The sequence below is a fragment of the Paraburkholderia sp. 31.1 genome, from assembly GCF_014397645.1.
Lineage (GTDB): Bacteria > Pseudomonadota > Gammaproteobacteria > Burkholderiales > Burkholderiaceae > Paraburkholderia > Paraburkholderia tuberum.
Genome location: NZ_VZQN01000009.1, coordinates 37,547 through 58,842 on the forward strand (window position 1 = coordinate 37,547; position 21,296 = coordinate 58,842).

Below are 21,296 nucleotides of genomic sequence, written 5' to 3' on the forward strand. Positions count from 1 at the left end.
TTAATCCATCATTCCCAGTCGAGGCCGCCCTTCTTCCAGATGTAGGCAAAGCCAAGCAGGAACTCGAGCAGGAAAATCATCATTGCCGTGAACCCAGTCCAGCCGATGTCACGCAACGCCACGCCCCACGGGAACAGGAATGCGGTCTCAAGGTCGAAAATGATGAAGAGAATGGCGACGAGGTAGTAGCGCACGTCGAATTTCATGCGCGCATCTTCGAATGCTTCGAAGCCGCACTCGTACGGTGCGTTTTTCTCGGTGTCGGGCTTGTTGGGACCGAGGAGCTTGCCAATACTGACCAGTGCTACGCCTAAACCGGTGCCCACAATAAGGAACAGCAAAACGGGGAAATAGGCTGCGAGGTTCAAGACAATCCTCAATCGGTTGGTTCTGAGTGCCGTCAGGAGCATAGCACCCCTGACGCGAAATCACTTCCTCAACGCGCATGACGTAAGCCGTACAGCGATACGCCAGAAGTGAAAATGCCAGCCGAAGCGAAGCAAACGGCTGGCATTTAGATAACATTTGGTGCCGACGGCGAGACTCGAACTCGCACAGCTTTCGCCACTACCCCCTCAAGATAGCGTGTCTACCAATTTCACCACGTCGGCACTATATGCAATCCGGGAAAACAACTTGCAAAACCCGCGAATCGCTTCAAGACTTGAATTGTAACTTGCTTAAGCAGATTGTTCAACGCACAAGACCACGTCCGCCGAAAATTTATTTCGGCACGCCCGTCGCCGGAACCGACGCAGGCGAAGCCGGTGCTGCCGCCACCGGGGCCGAGCCCGCAGCCGGCGCCGAAGCCGCGACCGGCGCAGTAGCTGCCGCGCCCAGCACGCCTGCCGAGGGCTTCACGTGATACGCACCAAGGTAAGTGAGTGCCAGTGTCGTGGCAAAGAACAGCGCTGCGAGCACTGCCGTGGTACGCGACAGGAAGTTCGCCGAACCCGTCGCACCGAACAGGCTACCCGACGCGCCGCTGCCGAAAGCCGCGCCCATATCGGCACCTTTGCCGTGCTGCAGCAACACAAGTCCGATGACCCCGAACGCCGACAACAACTGAACGACGATAATCAATGTTTTCAAATACAGCATCACACTCACCTGAGTCTTTATTTAACCGCGCCGCACACTGTGTGTTGCGCGAAATGGAGTCATCCTCGCCGAGACGCCCAGCTTAACCAGCTACGCTGGTCGCAGCGGCCGCCTTGCAGATCGCCAGGAAATCCTGATCTTTCAACGACGCGCCGCCGATCAGGCCGCCGTCGATATCGAGCTGACGGAACAGTTCTTCCGCGTTGTCCGGCTTAACGCTGCCGCCGTATAGCAACGGCACTTCCGCCGCCCCCTTGGCCGCAAGACGTGCGCGCAGGAACCCATGCACGGCCTGCGCCTGTGCCGCCGATGCGCTCTTGCCGGTGCCAATTGCCCACACCGGCTCATACGCGACGACGAGGCGAGCCGCTTCCTGAGCCGACAGCTTCGCGAGCACCTCGTCGAGTTGACCGCCGACGACCTGCTCGGTGCAACCCGCTTCGCGTTCTTCGAGCGTTTCGCCGACGCACACGATCGGCGTCAAACCCGCCTCGAGCACACGCTGCGCTTTCACCGCGACCAGTTCGGCGCTTTCGCGGTGATACGCGCGGCGCTCCGAGTGCCCGACGATCGCAAACGTGGCGCCGAAGTCCGTCACCATCGGCGCAGCCACTTCGCCGGTATAGGCGCCATGCGTGAACGCGGACACGTCCTGCACGCCCCACACGACCGGGCTGCCTTCGAGCAGCGACTGAGTCTGCCCGAGATAGAGGCTCGGCACGCACACACCGACGCGCACGTCGGCCGGCAATTCACTGGCGCCCTGTGCCACTGCCTGCAGCAACGCGGCGTTGGCGGCGAGCCGCCCATGCATCTTCCAGTTACCGACTACCAGTTTGGCTCGTTGTTGATTCGACATCGTCTCGTATTGTCCTGTCTTGCCAGTCCGGCCTGCTGCCGGCGGACTTCGCTCGCGCCTCGCTGCAGTTTGTTCCTGCGCTCGCGGCCCGCTCGTCGGATTGATCCGGCGCGCGCAAAACGCGCAATTTTACTGCGTGGGGTGGATCGGGTCAAACCGATGACGTCAAGCCTCCTTACCCCACGTCAACACGATCTTGCCGACGTGCGTGCCGCTTTCCATCAGCGCATGCGCGTCGGCAGCCTGGGCGGCCGGAAACACGCGATGCACGACCGGCTTGATGCGCCCAGCTTCGAGATGCGGCCACACGCGCTCCTTCAGTTGCGCGGCGATCTGCGCCTTGAACTCGATCGGCCGTGGTCGCAGTGTCGAGCCGGTCACCGTCAGACGGCGACGCAACACTTCGTTCAGGTTCAGCTCCGCCTTCGCGCCGCCGAGCAGCGCAATTAGTACGATACGGCCACCGTCGGCGAGAGCCGACAATTCGCGCGGCACGTAGCTGCCTGCCACCATGTCGAGGATCACGTCGACGCCACGATCGTTGGTCAGCGACTTGATGACTTCGACGAAATCTTCAGTCCTGTAGTTGATCGCGCGTTCGGCGCCGAGCGCTTCGCACGCGCGGCACTTTTCGTCCGAACCCGCGGTCGCGAACACACGGAAGCCGAGCGCGTGCGCAATCTGGATCGCCGTCACGCCGATGCCGCTCGAACCACCCTGCACGAGCAGCGTTTCATTCGCACCGCCCTCGCCCTGGCCGAGCTGCGCGCGATTGAAGACGTTGCTCCACACCGTGAAAAACGTCTCGGGCAGCGAAGCCGCTTCGATATCCGACAACCCCGTCGGCACCGGCAGGCATTGCAGCAGCGGCGCGGCCGCAAATTCCGCGTAGCCGCCGCCCGCGAGCAGCGCGCACACGCGATCGCCGATCTTCAGACCAAACGGGTTGTTCTTCGCGTCGATCGTGCCGCCGACGATCTCGCCCGCCACCTCCAGCCCCGGCAGATCCGACGCTCCCGGCGGCGGCGCATAGCCGCCCTTGCGCTGAAACACGTCCGGACGATTGATGCCGGATGCCGCCACCTTGATCAGCACCTCGCCAGCCTTGAGCTGCGGCGTCGGACGCTCCGCCAGCTTGAGGACTTCCGGCGCACCGAATTCAGTGATTTCGATCGCTTTCATCTGCGTCAACTCCAAGATTGGATTGCGTTACCTACCCGTTGCTGCCGTCTGCCGTAGCGCACCGCTGCGATTCGAATGCGCAACGCAATCCATCCTGCATGAAAAACGGCCGGCGCGCATGACACGGCCGGCCGTTTGTCCGCTACCGCCTTACTGCGGCGTCGGCTCGCCTTGCGGCGCGTCGTTCAGCAATGCCTTCGCCGACAGACGCACACGACCCTTCTCGTCCGTCTGGATGACCTTGACCTTCACCTGCTGGCCATCCTTCAGATAGTCGTTGATGTCCTTGATGCGCTCGTTCGCGATCTCGGAGATATGCAGCAGACCATCCTTACCCGGCAGGATGTTCACGATCGCGCCGAAGTCGAGCAGCTTGAGCACGGTGCCTTCGTACACCTGGCCCACTTCGACTTCCATCGTGATCGCTTCGATACGACGCTTCGCTTCGGCCATGCCTTCGCTGTTCGTGCTCGCGATCGTGACGACGCCGTCATCCGAAATGTCGATCGTCGTGCCGGTTTCTTCGGTGAGCGCCCGGATCACCGAGCCGCCCTTGCCGATCACGTCGCGAATCTTTTCCGGGTTGATCTTGATCGTGATCATGCGCGGTGCGAACTCCGATAGTTGGGTGTTCGCGCCGGCCACGGCCGAGGTCATCTTGCCGAGGATGTGCATGCGGCCTTCCTTCGCCTGCGCGAGCGCGACCTGCATGATTTCCTTCGTGATGCCCTGAATCTTGATGTCCATCTGCAGCGCGGTCACGCCTTGTTCCGTACCCGCGACCTTGAAGTCCATGTCGCCGAGGTGATCTTCGTCGCCGAGAATGTCGGTCAGCACCGCGAAGCGATTACCTTCGAGGATCAGGCCCATCGCGATACCGGCGACGTGCGCCTTCATCGGCACGCCGGCGTCCATCAGCGCGAGGCAGCCGCCGCACACCGAAGCCATCGACGACGATCCGTTCGACTCGGTGATTTCCGACACGACGCGGATCGAGTAGCCGAACTCGTCGGCGCTCGGCAGGCAGGCGACGAGCGCGCGCTTGGCGAGACGGCCGTGACCGATTTCACGGCGCTTCGGCGAACCGACGCGGCCCGTTTCGCCCGTCGCGAACGGAGGCATGTTGTAGTGGAGCATGAAGCGTTCGCGGTACTCGCCTTCGAGCGCGTCGATGTTTTGCTCGTCGCCCTTCGTGCCGAGCGTCGCGACCACCATCGCCTGCGTCTCGCCGCGCGTGAACAGCGCCGAGCCGTGGGTACGCGGCAGCACGCCGGTGCGGATTTCGATCGGGCGCACGGTGCGCGTGTCGCGGCCGTCGATACGTGGCTCGCCGTTCAGGATCTGCGTACGGACGATCTTCGCTTCGATGTCGAACAGCACGTTGCCGACCGACGCCTTGTCGGCCGCCACGGTGCCCGCTGCCGCCGCTTCTTCCTCGAGCTTCGCCGAGCTCGCCGCGTAGACTTCCTTCAGCTTGGTCGAGCGAGCCTGCTTGTCGCGGATCTGGTAAGCGGCGAGCAGATCGGCCTGCGCGAGTTCGGTCACGCGTGCGATCAGCGCTTCGTTCTTTGCGGCGGGCTGCCAGTCCCACTCGGGCTTGCCGCCTTCGCGGACGAGTTCGTGGATCGCGTCGATCGCGGTCTGCATCTGCTCGTGACCGAACACGACGGCGCCGAGCATCACTTCTTCGCTCAATTGCTGCGCTTCCGATTCGACCATCAGCACCGCGCGTTCCGTGCCGGCGACGACGAGGTCGAGTGCCGATTCCTTCATCTGCGGACGCGTCGGGTTCAGCACGTATTCGTTGTTGATGTAGGCCACGCGCGCCGCGCCGACCGGGCCGTTGAACGGCAGACCGGACACCGCGAGCGCCGCCGAGGCGCCGATCAGCGCAGGGATGTCGGCGGGGATTTCCGGATTCAGCGACAGCACGTGAATCACGACCTGCACTTCGTTGTAGAAGCCTTCCGGGAAGAGCGGACGCAGCGGACGGTCGATCAGGCGCGAGATCAGCGTCTCGCCTTCCGACGGACGGCCTTCGCGACGGAAGAAGCCACCCGGGATCTTGCCGGCGGCGTAAGTCTTTTCGATGTAATCGACGGTGAGGGGGAAGAAGTCCTGGCCCGGCTTCGCGGTCTTCGCGCCGACCACGGTGGCGAGCACCACGGTATCTTCGACGTCGACGATCACCGCGCCGCCCGCCTGGCGAGCGATTTCACCGGTTTCGAGGCGAACGTTGTGCTGCCCCCACTTAAACTCTTTGACGATCTTATTGAACATAGTCATTGCTTTTCCTCATCGTAATGCCGCGCGGACCGGAGCGGCGCGGCAACGCCAAGCCGGCGCCGCATGGGAAGAGTCGTGCTATGCCATTCCAGAGAGCCACGTGCTGCGACTGCGCGCGAACCGCTGGAATGACACAAAACTCCGCCCTGAAGCCCGGCCTTGTTTCCTGTTACTGCTTCTTCTACTGCTGTTCTGCTACTCCTACTACGCTTGCCCGTAGACGCCGCGCGAACCGGCATACGCCGCGGATCACAGGCGGTGCGCGTTACACGAAGCGCGCCGCGCAAAAACAAAATGCCTGTATCAGCGAAACTGACACAGGCATCTTGCTGAACGACTGGCCGATTACTTACGCAGACCCAGCTTCTCGATCAGGCTGCGGTAACGATCCGCGTCCTTACCCTTCAGGTAGTCGAGCAACTTGCGACGGCGGCTCACCATGCGCAGCAGACCGCGGCGGCTGTGGTGATCCTTCGTGTGCTCCTTGAAGTGGGAGGTCAGTTCGTTGATACGGGTCGTGAGCAGCGCGACCTGAACTTCGGGGGAGCCGGTGTCGTTGGCTGCGCGTGCGAATTGCGCGACGACTTCGGACTTCTTGCTTGCTTCAACTGCGGACATGTCAATTTCCTTGATAACTGGACAGGCGGTCACGGAAGAAAGGCCGTGCCGTGGGATACCCGTTTCACAATTTACTGAGTCCCGTTCGTGGCTGAATTAACTGAATCAGAACCCAGCCCAACAACGGGACGCGTATTGTAGCACAGCCGATTCCGGCCGCGAACCCCGGGCCAGCAAGGCGGATTGAGTGTCGCTCGCGGGCGCTCAGTGGCGCCGCATCCGGCAGACCGTCGGCAATAGTGTGCGCTCGGCTGGTATCGCCAGCACCGTGCGGAAGCCATAGCCCGACCCTTCGTTATCGAAATGCACGCCGGGTGTGCCGGCTTTGTCCATCTGCATCACGTAGAGGGGCTGGATCAGCTGATGGTCATCGGCGCGCATCCACGATGCGTGAATACCGTTGTCGAAGCGGATGCCCTCGAGCGCTTTCGCGACCGCCGTCGGAGCGGCGCTGCCGGCGCGGCTCATCGCGGCGGTGAGCGTTTCGATCATCAGTGGCATACGCAGCACCGGATAGTCGTCCTGGGCGGCCGGAAAGCGCGCGCGGAACGCCGCGTACCACGCGTCGGAGGCCGCGCCACCGACATTCGGATGCCACTCGGCCACCGCGATCACGTGACCCACGCCTGCGTCGCCAAGCGCGGCCGGCGCGCCGAGGCTGTTGCCGTAGAACGTGTAGAACTTCGTGTCGAGGCCCTGCTCGCGCGCCGCCTTCACGAGCAGCGTCAGGTCGTTGCCCCAGTTGCCGGTGATCACGGCGTCCGCGCCGCTCGCGCGGATCTTCGCGATGTACGGCGCGAAATCCTTCACGCGGCCGATCGGGTGAAATTCGTCGCCGACCACCGCGATGTCGGGACGCTTCGCCGCGAGCGTCGAACGCGCGAGGCTGCTCACGTCGTGTCCGAAGCTGTAATCCTGGTTCAGCAGGTACACCTTTTTCACCGCCTTGTCGCGCTCGATCACCTCGGCGAGCGCGGCCATCCGCATGCCGGCGTGCGCGTCGAAGCGGAAGTGCCAGAAGCTGCAGTCCGCGTTGGTGAGCGCGGGGTCGTCGGCGGAGTAGTTGAGGAACAGTTCGCGGTTGTCCGGCTCGCGGCTGTTCTGCTTCTCGATCGCACCGATCAGCGCCGCGGCGACCGCCGAGCTATTGCCCTGCAGGATGTAGCCGATATGGCGATCCGCGGCCGCGCGCAATTGCGTCAGCGCTTCCTCCGTGCTGCCCTTGCTGTCGAGCACGACGAGTTCGAACGGATGCGCGCCGTCCGCGAGCTCCACGCCGCCGTGCTCGTTGACCTGCTCGACACCGAAACGCAGATTGCGCTCGACTGCCGCGCCCGCGTTCGCGAACGGGCCGGACATGCCTTCGATCAGCGCGAGCTGGATTGGCGTACCGGTGAGTTTGCCGGCCGGCAGGCTCGCGGACTTGCTTGCGTGATTACCGGCCGGGCTTGCCGCCAGCGTGGCCGCGCGGCTCCCCGGCTTGCCGGTGGGCGGAACGGTCCCCTGCGCGGACGCCTGACTCGCGCCCGTCGAGGCCGGATTCGCCGCCTCAGCCACGCCAACTCCCGCCACCGCCATCGAAATCGCCGTCAGCGCAACCGCCGCCGCCCCTCGCCACATCGCCGTCATGGTCGTCCGCTCTGAATCTTCGAAGCGCGGATCATAGGATGACGCGCACGGAATAGGCAAGCCGGCGCATCCGTTACCGTTTGGTGGCGACGCACGTTCAAGCAACGCCGTTCTTTCGCCACAGCGCGTGTCAAAATAGTGCGTTTCGATGATAAGAACCGCTATTCAAACGCCATCGGAGGAATACATGCCGAACCGCCACCACCCCACGGCGGCTGCTATCACAGCCCCGGCCGGCGCCAGTCTGCGCCGCGCCGCGCTCGTTTGCCTGAGCGTGCTCGCGCTCGCCGGCTGCGCCCAGCCGTGGCAGCAGTATCAACAGGGAGCGGACGCATCGACGGTCATCGCGCGTCTCGGTCCGCCGCGCGAAACCTATGATCTGCCCGACGGCGGCAAGCGTCTGTTGTGGCCGACCCAACCGATGGGCGAAACCACCACCGCCGCCGACATCAACGCAGCCGGCAAGATCATCAACATGCGCCAGGTGCTGCAGCCCAACGAGTTCTACCGCGCCGAGATCGGCAAATGGACACGCGGCGACGTGCTGGTGAACTTCGGCCGCCCGGTCGAAACGTCGTACTTCCCGCTGATGAGGCGCGAAGTGTGGACCTATCGCTATCTCGAAGACAACGTCTGGTACATGATGTACAACTTCTACTTCGATGACCAGGGCATCTTGCGCCTCACGCAGAAGACCCCCGACCCGCTGCACGACCCCGACCGCCGCAACCTGTTCTGAGCATTGAGCACTCTTCGGAAGAAGCACCAAATCTCAAAAAAGCCGCCTTCGATAGGCGGCTTTTTTATTGTTTAAGCATAAAACAGAATTTTATCCTGTTTGCGCCAACAATTTTGCGAAAGAAAGGTTATTGTAAACGCCGTTCGGGCGCCGGCTCGCAATCACGTGCAGACGCGGTTTCGGTCCGGTGCCAGGTCAATTGCCTCTCATACGGAGTTGCTACGATGAACCGACCCAAACACCTGCTGGTCGCCAACGTCGCGTGGGCCCATGAAACCGCGACGCGTAATCCGGCATTTTTTCGCGACCTGATGCGCGGACAGAATCCACACATTCTTTGGATCGGCTGCGCGGACAGCCGCGTGCCCGCCGAAACGATCACGCATTGCGAGCCAGGCGATCTGTTCGTCCATCGCAACATCGCCAACCTGTTTCATCCCGGCGACGACAACGTCGCGAGCGTCCTTGAATACGCGGTGCGGGTGCTCAAGGTCGGCCATGTGATCGTCTGCGGCCACTATGGCTGCGGCGGCGTGCGCGCCGCGCTGCTGCCGCCGGACCCCGCGCTGCCCCATGTGAACCGCCGTATCGCGCCGCTCTGCGCACTCGCCAAAACGCATCACTCGGAGCTGGACGGCGCGGCGACCGAGCCGGATCGCGTCAATCGCCTCGCCGAGCTGAACGTGCTCGAACAGGTGCGGCAGCTACGGGCGAGCCCGATCGTGCACGAGGCTGAGCCGGCGCCGCTCGTGCACGGCTGGATCTTTGCGCTCGACGACGGGCGCATCAAGGTTCTCACCTCCGGCTATACCGCCGACGACGCGATGACCTGCACGACCGCGGCGCACAGCGCGGCCTAGCGAAGCGCGTCGCCCGTCCCATTCGAACCGCGGACGGAGCCGACAGCGGAATCGTCATCGGGCCATACCTGTTCGTCGCCCATCGTCCCACCTCCCGCTCTTCGACACCATGGATAATCAAACCTCTTTCTCCGCGCTCCAGAGCGACGTGCTCGCCGGAACGGCCGTTTTTCTGGTGGCCCTGCCGCTTTGCCTCGGCATTGCTCACGCATCGGGCGTCGACCCGTTTGCCGGACTGGTGTCCGGCATCATTGGCGGGCTCGTGGTTGCCGCGCTGAGCGGCTCGCGTCTGAGCGTGAGCGGCCCGGCCGCGGGCCTCGTCGTGATCGTCGTCGACGGCATCGCACGGCTTGGCGGCTTTTCCGCTTTCCTGCTGGCCGTACTGCTGTCGGGCGTCATCCAGTTCGGCTTCGGCATGCTCAAGGCCGGCCGGTTCGCCGCCTACGTGCCGTCGCCGGTGATCAAGGGGATGCTCGCGGCCATCGGCGTGCTGTTGATCCTCAAGCAGTTTCCCGTTGCGCTGGGGCTGTTCGGCACCGCCGACTCCGGCCAGTCGGCGGCGGCGGTCGCAACGCCGCTCGGCCCAATCTCACCGACCGCCGTGCTGATCACACTGCTGTCGCTCGCGATCCTCGCCGGCTGGGAAACGCGCGCGCTGCGCCGCTTCGCTGTCGTGCGCATCATGCCCGCGCCGCTCGCGGTGGTGCTGCTCGGCATCGGCGCGACGCTCGCCCTCAATCTCGTCGCGCCATCGTTGGCACCGCCCGCCGAAGGGCGGGTCGCGTTGCCATCGCTGGAATCGTTCGCGGCACTGCAGGCCGTGCTCGCGTCGGCCGACTTCGGCCCACGGTTCGCCCAGCTCGTCAATCCCGACATATGGCGTGTTGCGATCACGATCGCCATCCTCGCAAGTCTCGAAACGCTACTGAGCCTCGAAGCGGTCGAACAGATCGATCCGGAGCGCCGCCGCGCGCCTCCCGATCGCGAGCTGAAGGCGCAGGGCGTGGGCAATCTGATCGCGGGTGCGATCGGCGGCCTGCCGATCACCGCGGTGATCGTGCGCAGCTCCGCGAACGTCCATGCCGGCGCAAAAAGCCGCCTCTCGGCGATCGTTCACGGCGTGTTGCTTCTCGTCAGCGTGTTCGCGCTCACGAGCGTGATCAACCTGATCCCGCTCGCCTGCCTTGCCGCGATCCTGATCTTCACCGGGTTCAAACTCGCCAAGCCGTCGTTGTTCGCCGGGCTCGCGCGGCAGGGATTCGCGCCGTTCGCACCATTTATCGTCACAGTCGTCGGTGTGCTCGTCACCGATCTGCTGATCGGTATCGTGCTCGGCATCCTGTGCAGCATGCTGTTTGCGCTGTACGCAAACCTGCGCGGCCCGATCGTGCTCGCGCAGCATGGCGATCACTACCTGCTGTCGTTTCGCAAGGACGTGTCGTTTCTCGGTAAAGTGCCGCTCAAGCACTATCTGCAGCAGATTCCGGATGGCGCCACCGTTATCGTCGATGCGACACGCGCCGATTTCGTCGATCACGACGTGCGCGAACTGCTGGACGCGTTCGTCGCCGATGCGCCTCGCCGTGGGATTACCGTCGACGTCAGATTTCAAGTCCGCGAGCAGGCCCGCGCAACGCGCGGCTGGTCGCTGCGGCGCACGACGGCGGAGTAGTTTCGTCATATCGCGCCGCCGCAGCTGCGCGATGACGGCAGAAAAAAGCCCCGTGTGCCGAGCACCACGGGGCTTCTCCTCCGATCCACACAAGCGATCGCGCGCTACCGGCGCGCCATGCTCGCGTTACTCCGAGCGCTGCGGATTCACCTTGTCCGCATTCGAATACAGCTTGTTGAGCGCCGAAAAATATGCCTTCGCGGATGCCGCGACGATATCCGGATCAGTGCCCGTGCCGTTGACGATGCGCCCGCTCTTCGACAACCGCACGGTCACTTCGCCCTGCGCCTGCGTGCCGGTCGTGATCGCGTTGACCGAGTACAGCAGCAGTTCGGAGCCGCTGCCCACTTCCGTTTCGATCGCGTTGAGGGTGGCGTCGACCGGTCCGTTGCCGCGCGCTTCGCCGGTGATCTCTTTACCCTCTACCGAGAACACGACCTTCGCGTGCGGCTGCTCGCCGGTTTCGGAATGCTGCGACATCGACAGAAACTTGTAGTGCTCCTTCTCGTGCGCTTCCGCCGATTCCTCGTTGACGATGGCGATGATGTCTTCGTCGAAGATCTCCGCCTTGCGATCGGCGAGTTCCTTGAAGCGCGCGAACGCGGTGTTCAGTTCGGCTTCGCTGTCGAGCGCGATGCCAAGCTCCTGCAGACGCTGTTTGAACGCATTGCGGCCCGACAGCTTGCCGAGCACGATCTTGTTCGCGGCCCAACCCACGTCTTCCGCGCGCATGATTTCGTAGGTATCGCGCGCCTTCAGCACGCCATCCTGATGGATGCCCGACGCGTGCGCGAAAGCGTTCGCGCCGACCACGGCCTTGTTCGGCTGCACGACGAAGCCAGTGATCTGCGACACGAGCTTCGAGGCCGGCACGATCTGAGTCGTGTCGAGGCCGACGTCGAGTCCGAAGTAATCCTTGCGGGTCTTCACCGCCATTACGATTTCTTCGAGCGACGTATTGCCCGCGCGCTCGCCGAGCCCGTTGATCGTGCATTCGACCTGGCGCGCGCCGCCAATCTGCACGCCGGCGAGCGAATTCGCGACCGCCATGCCGAGGTCATTGTGGCAATGCACGGAGAACACCGCCTTGTGCGAGTTGGGAATGCGCTCGCGCAGCGTCTTCACGAGTTGGCCATAGAGTTCCGGCACGCCGTAGCCGACGGTGTCCGCGATGTTGATCGTGGTCGCGCCTTCGGCGATCACCGCTTCCAGCACACGGCACAGGAAGTCCAAATCCGAGCGGCTGCCGTCTTCCGGCGAGAATTCGACGTCGTCGGTGAACTTGCGCGCGAAACGCACCGCAAGCCTGGCCTGCTCGAATACCTGCTCGGGCGTCATCCGCAGCTTCTTCTCCATGTGCAGTGGCGACGTTGCGATGAACGTGTGGATGCGGAAATGATCGGCCGGCTTCAGTGCGTCGGCGGCCTTCTGTATGTCCTTGTCGTTCGCGCGCGCAAGCGAGCAGATCGTGCTGTCCTTCACGAGGCCGGCGATCGTATGGATCGCGTCGAAGTCGCCGTTCGAGCTGGCCGCGAAGCCCGCTTCGATCACGTCGACTTTCATCCGTTCGAGTTGCCTGGCGATGCGGATCTTCTCTTCCTTCGTCATCGACGCGCCGGGCGATTGCTCGCCGTCACGCAGCGTGGTGTCGAAAATGATCAGTTTGTCGGACATGTCGGGCCTCCTCGGGAGTCGTTCAGATGTGGGACTTGGTTTTGGAATGGGACGATGAGCGCCGCCGCTGGCAAGGTAGGGCGATCACGATGATCGCGGCCGGTGCGGACGGAACGCAAAAACGCATAAGGGCGTGAACGAAGCATGATGGCGCGGCGCAGCGAACGGCCTCGCCGACCCGGCAAAATCGGCCACGCCCACGCACTGATCCGACGACTATAGCGGCATTCCAGCCACCGCGCAATGCGCGCCGGGGCGGCCTGCGGCGCTGTCCGAAGCGACCGCGTAACGGCACCAACCAACGAAAAACGGCAGCCTGCAGGCTGCCGTTTTTCGTACGTCGCTGCGATGCAGCGCGGTTCAAATCCTCAACGGTCGTGCGACATCGAACGCGCCGGATTGGCCCGGCCGCGCACCGCCTGATACGCCCAGAACACGTAGCCGGACAGACCGTACAGCACGAACAGACCGAACAGCATCAACGGCGGATCGGACGACACGAGCACGAAGGCGACCACCACCAGCAGGATCACGCCGAACGGCACGCGATGCCGTACGTCGAGCGCCTTGCCGCTATAGAACGGCGCGTTCGACACCATCGTCACGCCCGCGTAGATAGTCAGCACGAAGGCGACCCACGGCAGCCAGACGAGCTTCAGCGGCACGCGGTTGTCGGTGGCGAGCCACACGAAACCGGCGATCAGTGCCGCCGCGGCCGGGCTCGGCATGCCCTGGAAAAAACGCTTGTCGACCACGCCGATATTCGTGTTGAAACGCGCGAGCCGTAGCGCCGCGCCGGAACAATAGACGAACGCCGCGAGCCAGCCCCACCGGCCGAGGTCCTTCAGGATCCACTCGTACATCACGAGCGCGGGCGCAACACCGAACGACACCATGTCCGACAGGCTGTCGAACTGCTCGCCGAACGCGCTTTGCGTATGCGTCATGCGCGCGACGCGACCGTCCATGCCATCGAGCACCATCGCGACGAAGATCGCGATCGCCGCGATCTCGAAGCGCACGTTCATCGCCTGCACGACGGCGAAGAAGCCGCAGAACAGCGCGGCCGTGGTGAATGCGTTCGGCAGCAGGTAGATGCCGCGTTTTCTGAGGAACTGCTGACGCTGCGCGCGCCGGCTGTCGGCGACCGGCGACTCCGTGACCACCGGCGGCTTGTTGCGACGAAACGGCCGCGGCAGCGGTCCACTGCTGCGGGGTCGACGCGGTTTGAATGCGGCCATTCGGACAACCTCCTGTATGCCGCTTTACAGCTCGGCGAGGATTGTGGACGACGCCGACACCTTCTCGCCGATCGACACGCGCGGACGGCTGCCCACCGGCAAATACACGTCGACGCGCGAACCGAAGCGGATGAATCCGTAACGCTGGCCGCGGGTCAGCGGCTCGCCTGCACGGACGTAGCAAAGAATCCGCCGCGCGATCAGCCCGGCAATCTGCACCGACGTGACCGTCTGGCCGCCGGCCATTTCGATCACGACCGCGTTGCGCTCGTTTTCGAGCGAGGCTTTATCGACCGCCGCGTTCAGATAGGCGCCAGGAAAGTATTCGACTTTCGAGATCGCACCGTCGACGGGCGAGCGCTGCGAGTGCACGTTGAATACGTTCATGAACACGCTGATCTTCAGCGCTTCGCGATTCGCATAAGGATCATGCGCGGTTTCTACCGCGACGATACGACCGTCGGCAGGACACAGCACCGCGTTGGCCTGCGTCGGAATCGGACGCGCCGGGTCGCGGAAAAACTGCACGATGAAGATCAGGATCAGCCAGAAGAGCCACGCAAAGCCGAACCCCCCGAAGGCGTGAACCAGTAATGCAACGACGGCCGCGATGGCGATGAACGGCCAGCCTTCTCGCGCGATGATCGGATGAGGGTAATTCATGGATGGCTTCTGTGTTTTTGTAAAACCGTAGGATAGCAAAAGCCGCCCAGGGTTCAGCACCCTTGGACGGCTTTTTGACTGGTCCGGCCGCCGCACCGAAGCGCCGCGCCGAACCTCGTTACGTCGAGACGCTTAGTTCTTCGACTGGTCGACGAGCTTGTTCTTCGCGATCCACGGCATCATCGCGCGCAGCTTCGAGCCAACCTGCTCGATCTGGTGCTCGGCCGTCAGACGGCGACGCGATTGCAGCGTCGGTGCGCCAGCCTTGTTCTCGATGATGAAGCTCTTCGCGTATTCGCCGGTCTGGATGTCGGTCAGCACGGCCTTCATCGCCTTCTTCGTTTCAGCGGTCACGATGCGCGGCCCCGTCACGTACTCGCCGTACTCGGCGTTGTTCGAGATCGAGTAGTTCATGTTCGCGATGCCGCCTTCGTAGATCAGGTCGACGATCAGCTTCAGTTCGTGCAGGCACTCGAAGTACGCCATTTCCGGCGCGTAACCCGCTTCGACCAGCGTTTCGAAGCCGGCCTTGATCAGGTCGACGGTACCGCCGCACAGCACAGCCTGCTCGCCGAACAGGTCGGTTTCGGTTTCTTCGCGGAAGTTCGTTTCGATGATGCCGGCCCGGCCGCCGCCGTTAGCCGCTGCGTACGACAGCGCGATGTCGCGCGCCGCGCCCGACTTGTCCTGCGCAACCGCGATCAGGTGCGGCACGCCGCCACCTTGGGAGTAGGTGCCGCGAACCGTGTGGCCCGGCGCCTTCGGCGCGATCATGATGACGTCGAGGTCGGCACGCGGGATCACCTGGCCGTAGTGAACGTTGAAGCCGTGCGCGAACGCGAGCGCTGCGCCCTGCTTGATGTTCGCGTGGACTTCCTTCGCGTACACGTCGGCGATCTGCTCGTCCGGCAGCAGCATCATGACGACGTCCGCGCCCTTCACCGCTTCCGCGACTTCCTTGACTTGCAGGCCGGCGTTTTCAGCCTTGCTCCACGATGCGCCGCCCTTGCGCAGACCGACCGTGATGTTCACGCCGCTTTCCTTCAGGTTCAGCGCGTGCGCATGGCCTTGCGAGCCATAGCCGATGATGGTGACCTGCTTGCCCTTGATGAGGGAGAGATCGGCGTCCTTGTCGTAGAAAACTTTCATGTCGGTTCCTTGGCTAGATTCGATGATTCAGAGAAATTCGGGTACTGCGAATGTTGTTATTGCCAGCCGGGCGATACCGCGTTGCCCGGCCTTGCAAAACGCGACCTCAGACCTTCAGAATGCGCTCGCCGCGACCGATGCCCGAGCTGCCCGTGCGGACCGTCTCGAGAATCGCCGTGGAATCGAGCCCCTCGATGAAGGCGTCGAGCTTGTCGCTCGCCCCCGTCAATTCGATCGTGTAGGTCTTTTCGGTGACGTCGATGATGCGGCCGCGGAAAATGTCCGCCATCCGCTTCATCTCCTCACGTTCCTTGCCGACCGCCCTCACCTTGATCAGCATCAGCTCGCGTTCGATGTGGGCGCCCTCGGTAAGGTCGACCACTTTCACCACCTCGATCAGGCGGTTCAGATGCTTCGTGATCTGTTCGATCACGTCGTCCGAGCCAACGGAGACGATGGTCATGCGCGACAGCGAACGGTCTTCGGTCGGAGCCACCGTCAAGGTTTCAATGTTGTAGCCGCGTGCGGAGAACAGACCCACCACGCGCGACAGCGCGCCTGGTTCGTTTTCCAGCAGGACGGAAATGATGTGTCTCATGTTTCGCTTCTTCCAGATGATGTGTCGATGTCTGCGAGCGGAGCGGCGCCGCTTCGTCTGCCCTCGCCTTTTTTGAAGGCGCGCATCACGAAGCCGGCGCTGGAGTTATCCAGACGCCCCGTCGTTAAAGATCTTCCGAACCCATGAGCATCTCGGTGATGCCCTTGCCGGCCTGAACCATCGGCCAGACGTTTTCGGTCGGATCGGTCTGGAAGTCGAGAAACACCGTGCGATCCTTCAGGCGCAGCGCTTCCTTCAGCGCCGGCTCCACATCGGCCGTGCGCTCGATGCGCATGCCCACGTGTCCGTACGCTTCGGCGAGCTTCACGAAGTCCGGCAGCGCATCCATGTACGAATGCGAATAGCGTTTGCTGTATTCGATCTGCTGCCACTGGCGCACCATGCCCAGATAGCGGTTATTCAGCGAAATAATCTTGATCGGCAGGTCGTACTGCTTGCAGGTCGACAGCTCCTGGATGCACATCTGGATCGAGCCTTCGCCCGTGATGCACAGCACGTCGTCGTCCGGATGGGCCATCTTCACGCCCATCGCGGCCGGTAGGCCAAAGCCCATCGTGCCGAGGCCACCGGAATTGATCCAGCGACGCGGCTTGTTGAACTTGTAGAACTGCGCGGCCCACATCTGGTGCTGGCCCACGTCGGAGCACACGAACGCGTTGCCGTCGGTCAGCTCCCACGCCTTTTCGACCACGTACTGCGGCTTGATGATGTCGCTCTTGCGGTCGAACTTCAGGCAATCTTTCGCGCGCCAGCCTTCAATGTCCTTCCACCAGTCGGCGAGCGCCGCTGCGTCGGGCCCATGCTCGGCCGTCTGCAACTGCTCGATCAGTTCCTTCAGCACTTCCTTCACGTCGCCGACGATCGGAATGTCGACCTTGACGCGCTTGGAAATGGAAGAGGGATCGATGTCGATATGGATGATCTTGCGCGGCCGCGACGCGAAGTGGCTCGGATCGCCGATCACGCGGTCGTCGAAGCGCGCGCCGATCGCGATCAGCACGTCGCAGTGCTGCATCGCCATATTGGCTTCGTACGTGCCGTGCATGCCGAGCATGCCGAGGAATTTCTTGTCGCTCGAGCGGTAGCCGCCCAGACCCATTAGCGTATTGGTGACCGGATAGCCGAGCAGATCGGCGAACTGGTTCAATTCACGCGACGCATCCGCGAGCACGATGCCGCCGCCGGTGTAGATATACGGACGCTTCGCCGACAGCAGCAGCGACACCGCCTTGCGGATCTGACCGGAGTGGCCCTTCGTGACCGGGTTGTATGAGCGCAGCGAAACGCTCTTGATCGGCTCGTATTGGCACGGCGTCTTCGACACGTCCTTCGGAATGTCGATCAGCACTGGGCCGGGACGGCCTGTACGGGCGATGTAGAAAGCTTTCTTGACCGTGGCGGCGAGATCGCGCACGTCCTTCACGAGGAAGTTGTGCTTTACGCAGGGACGCGTGATGCCGACCGTGTCGCATTCCTGGAATGCATCCTGACCGATCGCGGCAGTCGGCACCTGGCCGCTGATCACGACCAACGGGATCGAATCCATATAGGCGGTCGCGATGCCGGTCACTGCGTTGGTGACGCCGGGGCCGGAGGTCACGAGACACACGCCGACCTTGCCGGTGGAGCGCGCGTAGGCGTCCGCGGCATGCACGGCGGCCTGCTCGTGGCGCACGAGCACATGCTGGAACTTGTCCTGCTTGTACAGCTCGTCGTAAATGTAGAGTACCGAGCCGCCGGGATAGCCCCAGATGAACTCGACGTCTTCGTCGGCCAGTGCCTTCATGAGCACGGTGGCGCCGATAGAGTCTGCTTCGTGATGGGGGGTCGTATCCGACGTGGAGAATTCCGCGCTGGGCATATTCATTGATTCACCTTTCGAATTTTCGGCAAAAAATTGATCGGGTGCTCTCTGCCGGGCTTGTGGCTCGGGTTCAAGCGGCGCGTCCAGTTGACAGGAGGGCTTCTTGGGCCACACCTCAATTGAGACAACTCACTTATGTTGCGAACCAGCGACGATAGCTTCTGACGCGCTCGCGGTCAAGAAAATATTGCCATTTGCTCGCGCGTAGGAGAGCGCGATCGGACGGAATGTCGACCGTCATGCAAATGCAAGCTTGAGCAGGTTTCACCCCTATCGGAGCAAAAGTTTGTTAGCATCCGCGAGTTTTACGACATTTTTCGACCGATTACGCGCACGCTTGCTGCGCCGACCCCAACCGGATGGCATCAGACAAGGAACTCGCCGATTTTCTGGCGGGCGTCGAAAGGCGCGCATTCAAGCAGACGGTCTACGCCGTGCGGGACGACGACGCGTCCCTCGACATCGTGCAAGACGCGATGATCAAGCTCGCCGAGAAATACGGCGACCGTCCGGCGGCCGAGCTACCGCTGCTGTTTCAGCGTATTCTGCAGAATGCGACGCACGACTATTTCCGCCGTGCCAAAGTACGCAACACCTGGGTTAGTCTATTCTCGTCGCTCGGCAATGCCGACGACGACGAGTTCGATCCGCTGGAAACCTTCGAGGCCGAGGCGGGTTCGGCTGGCGCCGAGAGCAACGAACAGAAGCTCGAACGAGAGCAGGTCCTGCAGTCGATCGACAACGAGATCCAGAAATTACCGGCACGTCAACGGGAGGCGTTTCTCATGCGTTATTGGGAGGATATGGATGTCGCCGAGACTGCCGCCGCAATGGGCTGCTCCGAAGGCAGCGTGAAAACGCACTGCTCCCGGGCCACTCACACGCTGGCGCAAGCGCTCAAGGCGAAAGGAATCACGCTATGAGCTCCCTTGAAAACACAGAACTCGAGTTTGCGCGTCAACTGCGCCGCGCGCTTGACGAAAACACCGCCAGCCTCCCTCCCGCCACCGTCGACCGGCTCGCTGCCGCGCGTCGTGCCGCGTTGGCGCGCAAAAAGCCCGAAGCCGTCAGCGCGCCGGTGTTCGTGCCTGCGTTCGCCGGCATGCCGGCCGGGATGGCGGGGCTACCGCAGGGAGGCTTCGAGCCGCGCCGCCGCTGGCCGCTGCGCCGCTTCGCGCTCGCGTGGCCGCTGGCCGCGCTGGTCGTGAGCCTGATCGGCATCGCGTACTGGGAAGATCACCAGCGCACCGCCGAACTTGCCGATATCGATGCCGCCATGCTAAGCGACGACCTGCCGCTCAATGCCTATCTCGACCACGGCTTTAACGCGTATCTTTCACGCGCCCACTGAGCGGGAGATTCCTCGGGTGAGTTACAAGCGCGGCCTGGCCGTTGTTTTCGGATGCACGATCGCGGCCCTGGTGTCGTTTGTCGCGACCTATCCGCGCTTTCACCCGAGCCCATCGTCGGCGGGCAATCCGTCGCCCGGCGTCAACGTCGCCGCGCCCGCGCCCGCCCCCGCACTTTCCGTCGAATTGCCCGGCCTGCCGGGCAGCAATAGCCCCCTCGCGTGGTCACGCCTGAGCGCCGCCGACCACGCCGCGCTGGCCCCATTCGCATCGCAATGGGATTCGTTTAGCGACGAACGCAAGCGAAAGTGGATCAAGATTGCGTCGCGATACACAAAAATGTCGCCGGATGCGCAAAAGCGTCTGCATGAGCGCATGAGTGAATGGGTGCGCATGACGCCCGATCAGCGCCGCGTCGCGCGCGAAAACTACCAGGTTTCGAAGGAGTTACCGCGCGAAGCGCGCCAGAAGGCGTGGAAAGCGTACCAACAACTGCCCGAAGAAACGAAGGAGCGGCTCGCCGCGAGCGAACGCAAGCGTCGCCCCAGCGTCGTCAGCGCGCCGCCATCGGCTCGCAACGAGATCAAGGGCATCGACCGGTTCGTGAATGCGCGCGAGCACGGCGCCAGTGCTGCCGCGGCGGCGAGCGCCGCGCCGGCTGCCTCCGCGCCGGCCGCGGCCTCGCTGCCGGCAACGCCTGCGATTCCGGCGGCGGGCAGCTTCGTACCGGCGACGCCGGTGCCCGTGTCGCCTGCCGAAGCGCCGGCAATCTTCCACGGCTCCTGATTCCGACCCCGAACCCATTACGTGTCCCAGCCGCTCGCCACCCCCACCCTGCCTGCCGCCGCACCCGGCGGCACGGCGCCCACCGTCCGGCGACGGCTCGCGGCACTGCTCTACGAAGCGGTCATTCTGTTCGGCGTCGTGTTTGTCGCCGGCTATCTGTTCAGCACGCTGACGCAGCAGCGTAACGGGCTCGCGCATCACAACCTGCTCGCCGGCTGGATCGGCCTCGTGGTTGGCGTGTACTTCGTCTGGTTCTGGACGCACGGCGGCCAGACGCTGCCGATGAAAACCTGGCGATTACGGGTTGTTGGCGCTGATGGCGCGCCGGTTTCGGTTGGGCGGGCGATTGCGCGGTATGTGTTCGCCTGGTTGTGGTTTTTGCCGCCGCTGGCGTTGCATCCACTGCTTGGGTTGCGGGTGCCGCAGACGCTTGTTATTGCGGGCGTCTGGTTCGTGGTGTGGGCCGCGAGTGGGCGTTTTGATCCGCAGCGGCAGTTTTTGCATGATCGGCTCGCGGGGACGCGGGTGGTAGCGGTTGGGCGCTAGCGCGCGTGGGCGATGGGCCGAATGCGGTGCTCTCCTTGGGCGTGGGAGGCCTTTTTTGCCTTTGTTCGTGCGGTGTTGGCCTTTCCTTGCTGGCTTGTCGGTCTATTAGCGTAGCCCCTGTGCGGGGCGGCACCTACTTTCTTTGCTGCTGCAAAGAAAGTAGGCAAAGAAGACAGCTCAAACCGCCAACTCTTAAGCGGGTCCCTCGGTCCGCGTGAGGTAGTGGTGCATCTGGAATCCGTGCTCCCGCACATTCCGCGCTAGTGACAAGGCAGTCATTCTTCCGGCGGCGCTACGCGCGCCGAATCCCCGCTCAAAAACCACTGGTTGTTTCGGCGCGTCGCCGAGGCGCAGCCGAGGGTCCCCGCTGCGCGGGCCAAACCATTGGTTTCCCTGGCAGACCCGTCCGCGACGCACGTAGTGCGGAGTGGGAGGGATGACGGCTTTGTCACGAACGGG

At 63.2% G+C, this 21,296-nt stretch carries 20 protein-coding genes and 1 tRNA gene; 7 read left to right on the forward strand and 14 right to left on the reverse strand.

What is annotated here, in order from left to right; translation table 11 throughout:
- Positions 1–8: 8 nt before the first annotated feature.
- The 8 genes from F6X37_RS08435 to F6X37_RS08470 all read right to left on the reverse strand — a co-directional run bounded on the left by F6X37_RS08435 (position 9) and on the right by F6X37_RS08470 (position 7,675).
- Positions 9–368 (reverse strand): NADH-quinone oxidoreductase subunit A, encoded by a 360-nt coding sequence (locus F6X37_RS08435; protein ID WP_184059326.1) that lies wholly within the window; start codon positions 366–368, stop codon positions 9–11.
- 158 nt (positions 369–526) lie between these two features.
- Positions 527–611, reverse strand: a tRNA-Leu gene (locus F6X37_RS08440).
- A gap of 112 nt (positions 612–723) precedes the next feature.
- Positions 724–1,101, reverse strand: coding sequence for a preprotein translocase subunit SecG (gene secG / locus F6X37_RS08445; protein ID WP_184059328.1), 378 nt, complete (start codon positions 1,099–1,101; stop codon positions 724–726).
- A gap of 82 nt (positions 1,102–1,183) precedes the next feature.
- Entirely contained in the window at positions 1,184–1,960 is a 777-nt protein-coding gene (gene tpiA, locus F6X37_RS08450) for a triose-phosphate isomerase (RefSeq protein ID WP_187610971.1), read from the reverse strand.
- Positions 1,961–2,125: 165 nt separating this feature from the next.
- Positions 2,126–3,142: an NAD(P)H-quinone oxidoreductase gene (locus tag F6X37_RS08455; RefSeq protein ID WP_187610972.1), complete on the reverse strand. Its 1,017-nt coding sequence runs from the start codon at positions 3,140–3,142 to the stop codon at positions 2,126–2,128.
- A 150-nt stretch (positions 3,143–3,292) separates the two neighbouring features.
- Positions 3,293–5,428 (reverse strand): polyribonucleotide nucleotidyltransferase, encoded by a 2,136-nt coding sequence (pnp, locus tag F6X37_RS08460; RefSeq protein WP_187610973.1) that lies wholly within the window; start codon positions 5,426–5,428, stop codon positions 3,293–3,295.
- A 345-nt stretch (positions 5,429–5,773) separates the two neighbouring features.
- Positions 5,774–6,046, reverse strand: a complete 273-nt coding sequence (rpsO, locus tag F6X37_RS08465) for a 30S ribosomal protein S15 (RefSeq protein WP_008920609.1) — start codon at positions 6,044–6,046, stop codon at positions 5,774–5,776.
- A 204-nt stretch (positions 6,047–6,250) separates the two neighbouring features.
- Positions 6,251–7,675 (reverse strand): branched-chain amino acid ABC transporter substrate-binding protein, encoded by a 1,425-nt coding sequence (locus tag F6X37_RS08470; protein WP_187610974.1) that lies wholly within the window; start codon positions 7,673–7,675, stop codon positions 6,251–6,253.
- A 187-nt stretch (positions 7,676–7,862) separates the two neighbouring features.
- On the opposite strand from F6X37_RS08470, the gene F6X37_RS08475 reads away from it, so the two are divergent.
- From F6X37_RS08475 to F6X37_RS08485, 3 genes are all read left to right on the forward strand, one after another.
- Positions 7,863–8,414 (forward strand): hypothetical protein, encoded by a 552-nt coding sequence (locus F6X37_RS08475; protein WP_187610975.1) that lies wholly within the window; start codon positions 7,863–7,865, stop codon positions 8,412–8,414.
- A 224-nt stretch (positions 8,415–8,638) separates the two neighbouring features.
- A complete protein-coding gene (locus F6X37_RS08480) occupies positions 8,639–9,274 on the forward strand; it encodes a carbonic anhydrase (protein ID WP_018420005.1) in 636 nt (211 codons plus the stop codon).
- Positions 9,275–9,383: 109 nt separating this feature from the next.
- Positions 9,384–10,946 carry a SulP family inorganic anion transporter gene (locus tag F6X37_RS08485; protein ID WP_187610976.1) on the forward strand — a complete coding sequence of 521 codons (1,563 nt, stop codon included), beginning with the start codon at positions 9,384–9,386 and terminating at the stop codon, positions 10,944–10,946.
- Positions 10,947–11,072: 126 nt separating this feature from the next.
- On the opposite strand, the gene F6X37_RS08490 is transcribed toward F6X37_RS08485, so the two are convergent.
- From F6X37_RS08490 to F6X37_RS08515, 6 genes are all read right to left on the reverse strand, one after another.
- Positions 11,073–12,620: a 2-isopropylmalate synthase gene (locus F6X37_RS08490; protein ID WP_018420003.1), complete on the reverse strand. Its 1,548-nt coding sequence runs from the start codon at positions 12,618–12,620 to the stop codon at positions 11,073–11,075.
- 368 nt (positions 12,621–12,988) lie between these two features.
- Positions 12,989–13,861 carry a CDP-diacylglycerol--serine O-phosphatidyltransferase gene (gene pssA / locus F6X37_RS08495; RefSeq protein WP_018420002.1) on the reverse strand — a complete coding sequence of 291 codons (873 nt, stop codon included), beginning with the start codon at positions 13,859–13,861 and terminating at the stop codon, positions 12,989–12,991.
- Positions 13,862–13,885: 24 nt separating this feature from the next.
- Positions 13,886–14,524: a phosphatidylserine decarboxylase gene (locus F6X37_RS08500; RefSeq protein WP_184059342.1), complete on the reverse strand. Its 639-nt coding sequence runs from the start codon at positions 14,522–14,524 to the stop codon at positions 13,886–13,888.
- Between the two features lie 132 nt (positions 14,525–14,656).
- Positions 14,657–15,673, reverse strand: a complete 1,017-nt coding sequence (gene ilvC / locus F6X37_RS08505; protein ID WP_008920617.1) for a ketol-acid reductoisomerase — start codon at positions 15,671–15,673, stop codon at positions 14,657–14,659.
- Positions 15,674–15,779: 106 nt separating this feature from the next.
- Positions 15,780–16,271 (reverse strand): acetolactate synthase small subunit, encoded by a 492-nt coding sequence (ilvN, locus tag F6X37_RS08510; protein ID WP_018420000.1) that lies wholly within the window; start codon positions 16,269–16,271, stop codon positions 15,780–15,782.
- Between the two features lie 124 nt (positions 16,272–16,395).
- A complete protein-coding gene (locus F6X37_RS08515) occupies positions 16,396–18,159 on the reverse strand; it encodes an acetolactate synthase 3 catalytic subunit (protein ID WP_184028488.1) in 1,764 nt (587 codons plus the stop codon).
- Between the two features lie 356 nt (positions 18,160–18,515).
- Between F6X37_RS08515 and F6X37_RS08520 the strand changes: the two genes are divergently transcribed.
- The 4 genes from F6X37_RS08520 to F6X37_RS08535 are packed head-to-tail and all read left to right on the forward strand — an operon-like array spanning position 18,516 to position 20,837.
- On the forward strand, positions 18,516–19,079 hold the full coding sequence (locus F6X37_RS08520) for an RNA polymerase sigma factor (protein WP_090803748.1): 564 nt from the start codon (positions 18,516–18,518) through the stop codon (positions 19,077–19,079).
- Positions 19,076–19,507, forward strand: coding sequence for a DUF3619 family protein (locus tag F6X37_RS08525; protein WP_184072110.1), 432 nt, complete (start codon positions 19,076–19,078; stop codon positions 19,505–19,507). The genes F6X37_RS08520 and F6X37_RS08525 overlap by 4 nt, the downstream gene beginning before the upstream one ends.
- 16 nt (positions 19,508–19,523) lie before the next feature.
- Positions 19,524–20,291 (forward strand): DUF3106 domain-containing protein, encoded by a 768-nt coding sequence (locus F6X37_RS08530; RefSeq protein ID WP_187610977.1) that lies wholly within the window; start codon positions 19,524–19,526, stop codon positions 20,289–20,291.
- 21 nt (positions 20,292–20,312) lie between these two features.
- The gene (locus F6X37_RS08535) at positions 20,313–20,837 is read left to right on the forward strand and encodes an RDD family protein (protein ID WP_184059350.1); all 525 of its coding nucleotides are present in this window, start codon (positions 20,313–20,315) and stop codon (positions 20,835–20,837) included.
- The last annotated feature ends 459 nt before the right edge of the window (positions 20,838–21,296 follow it).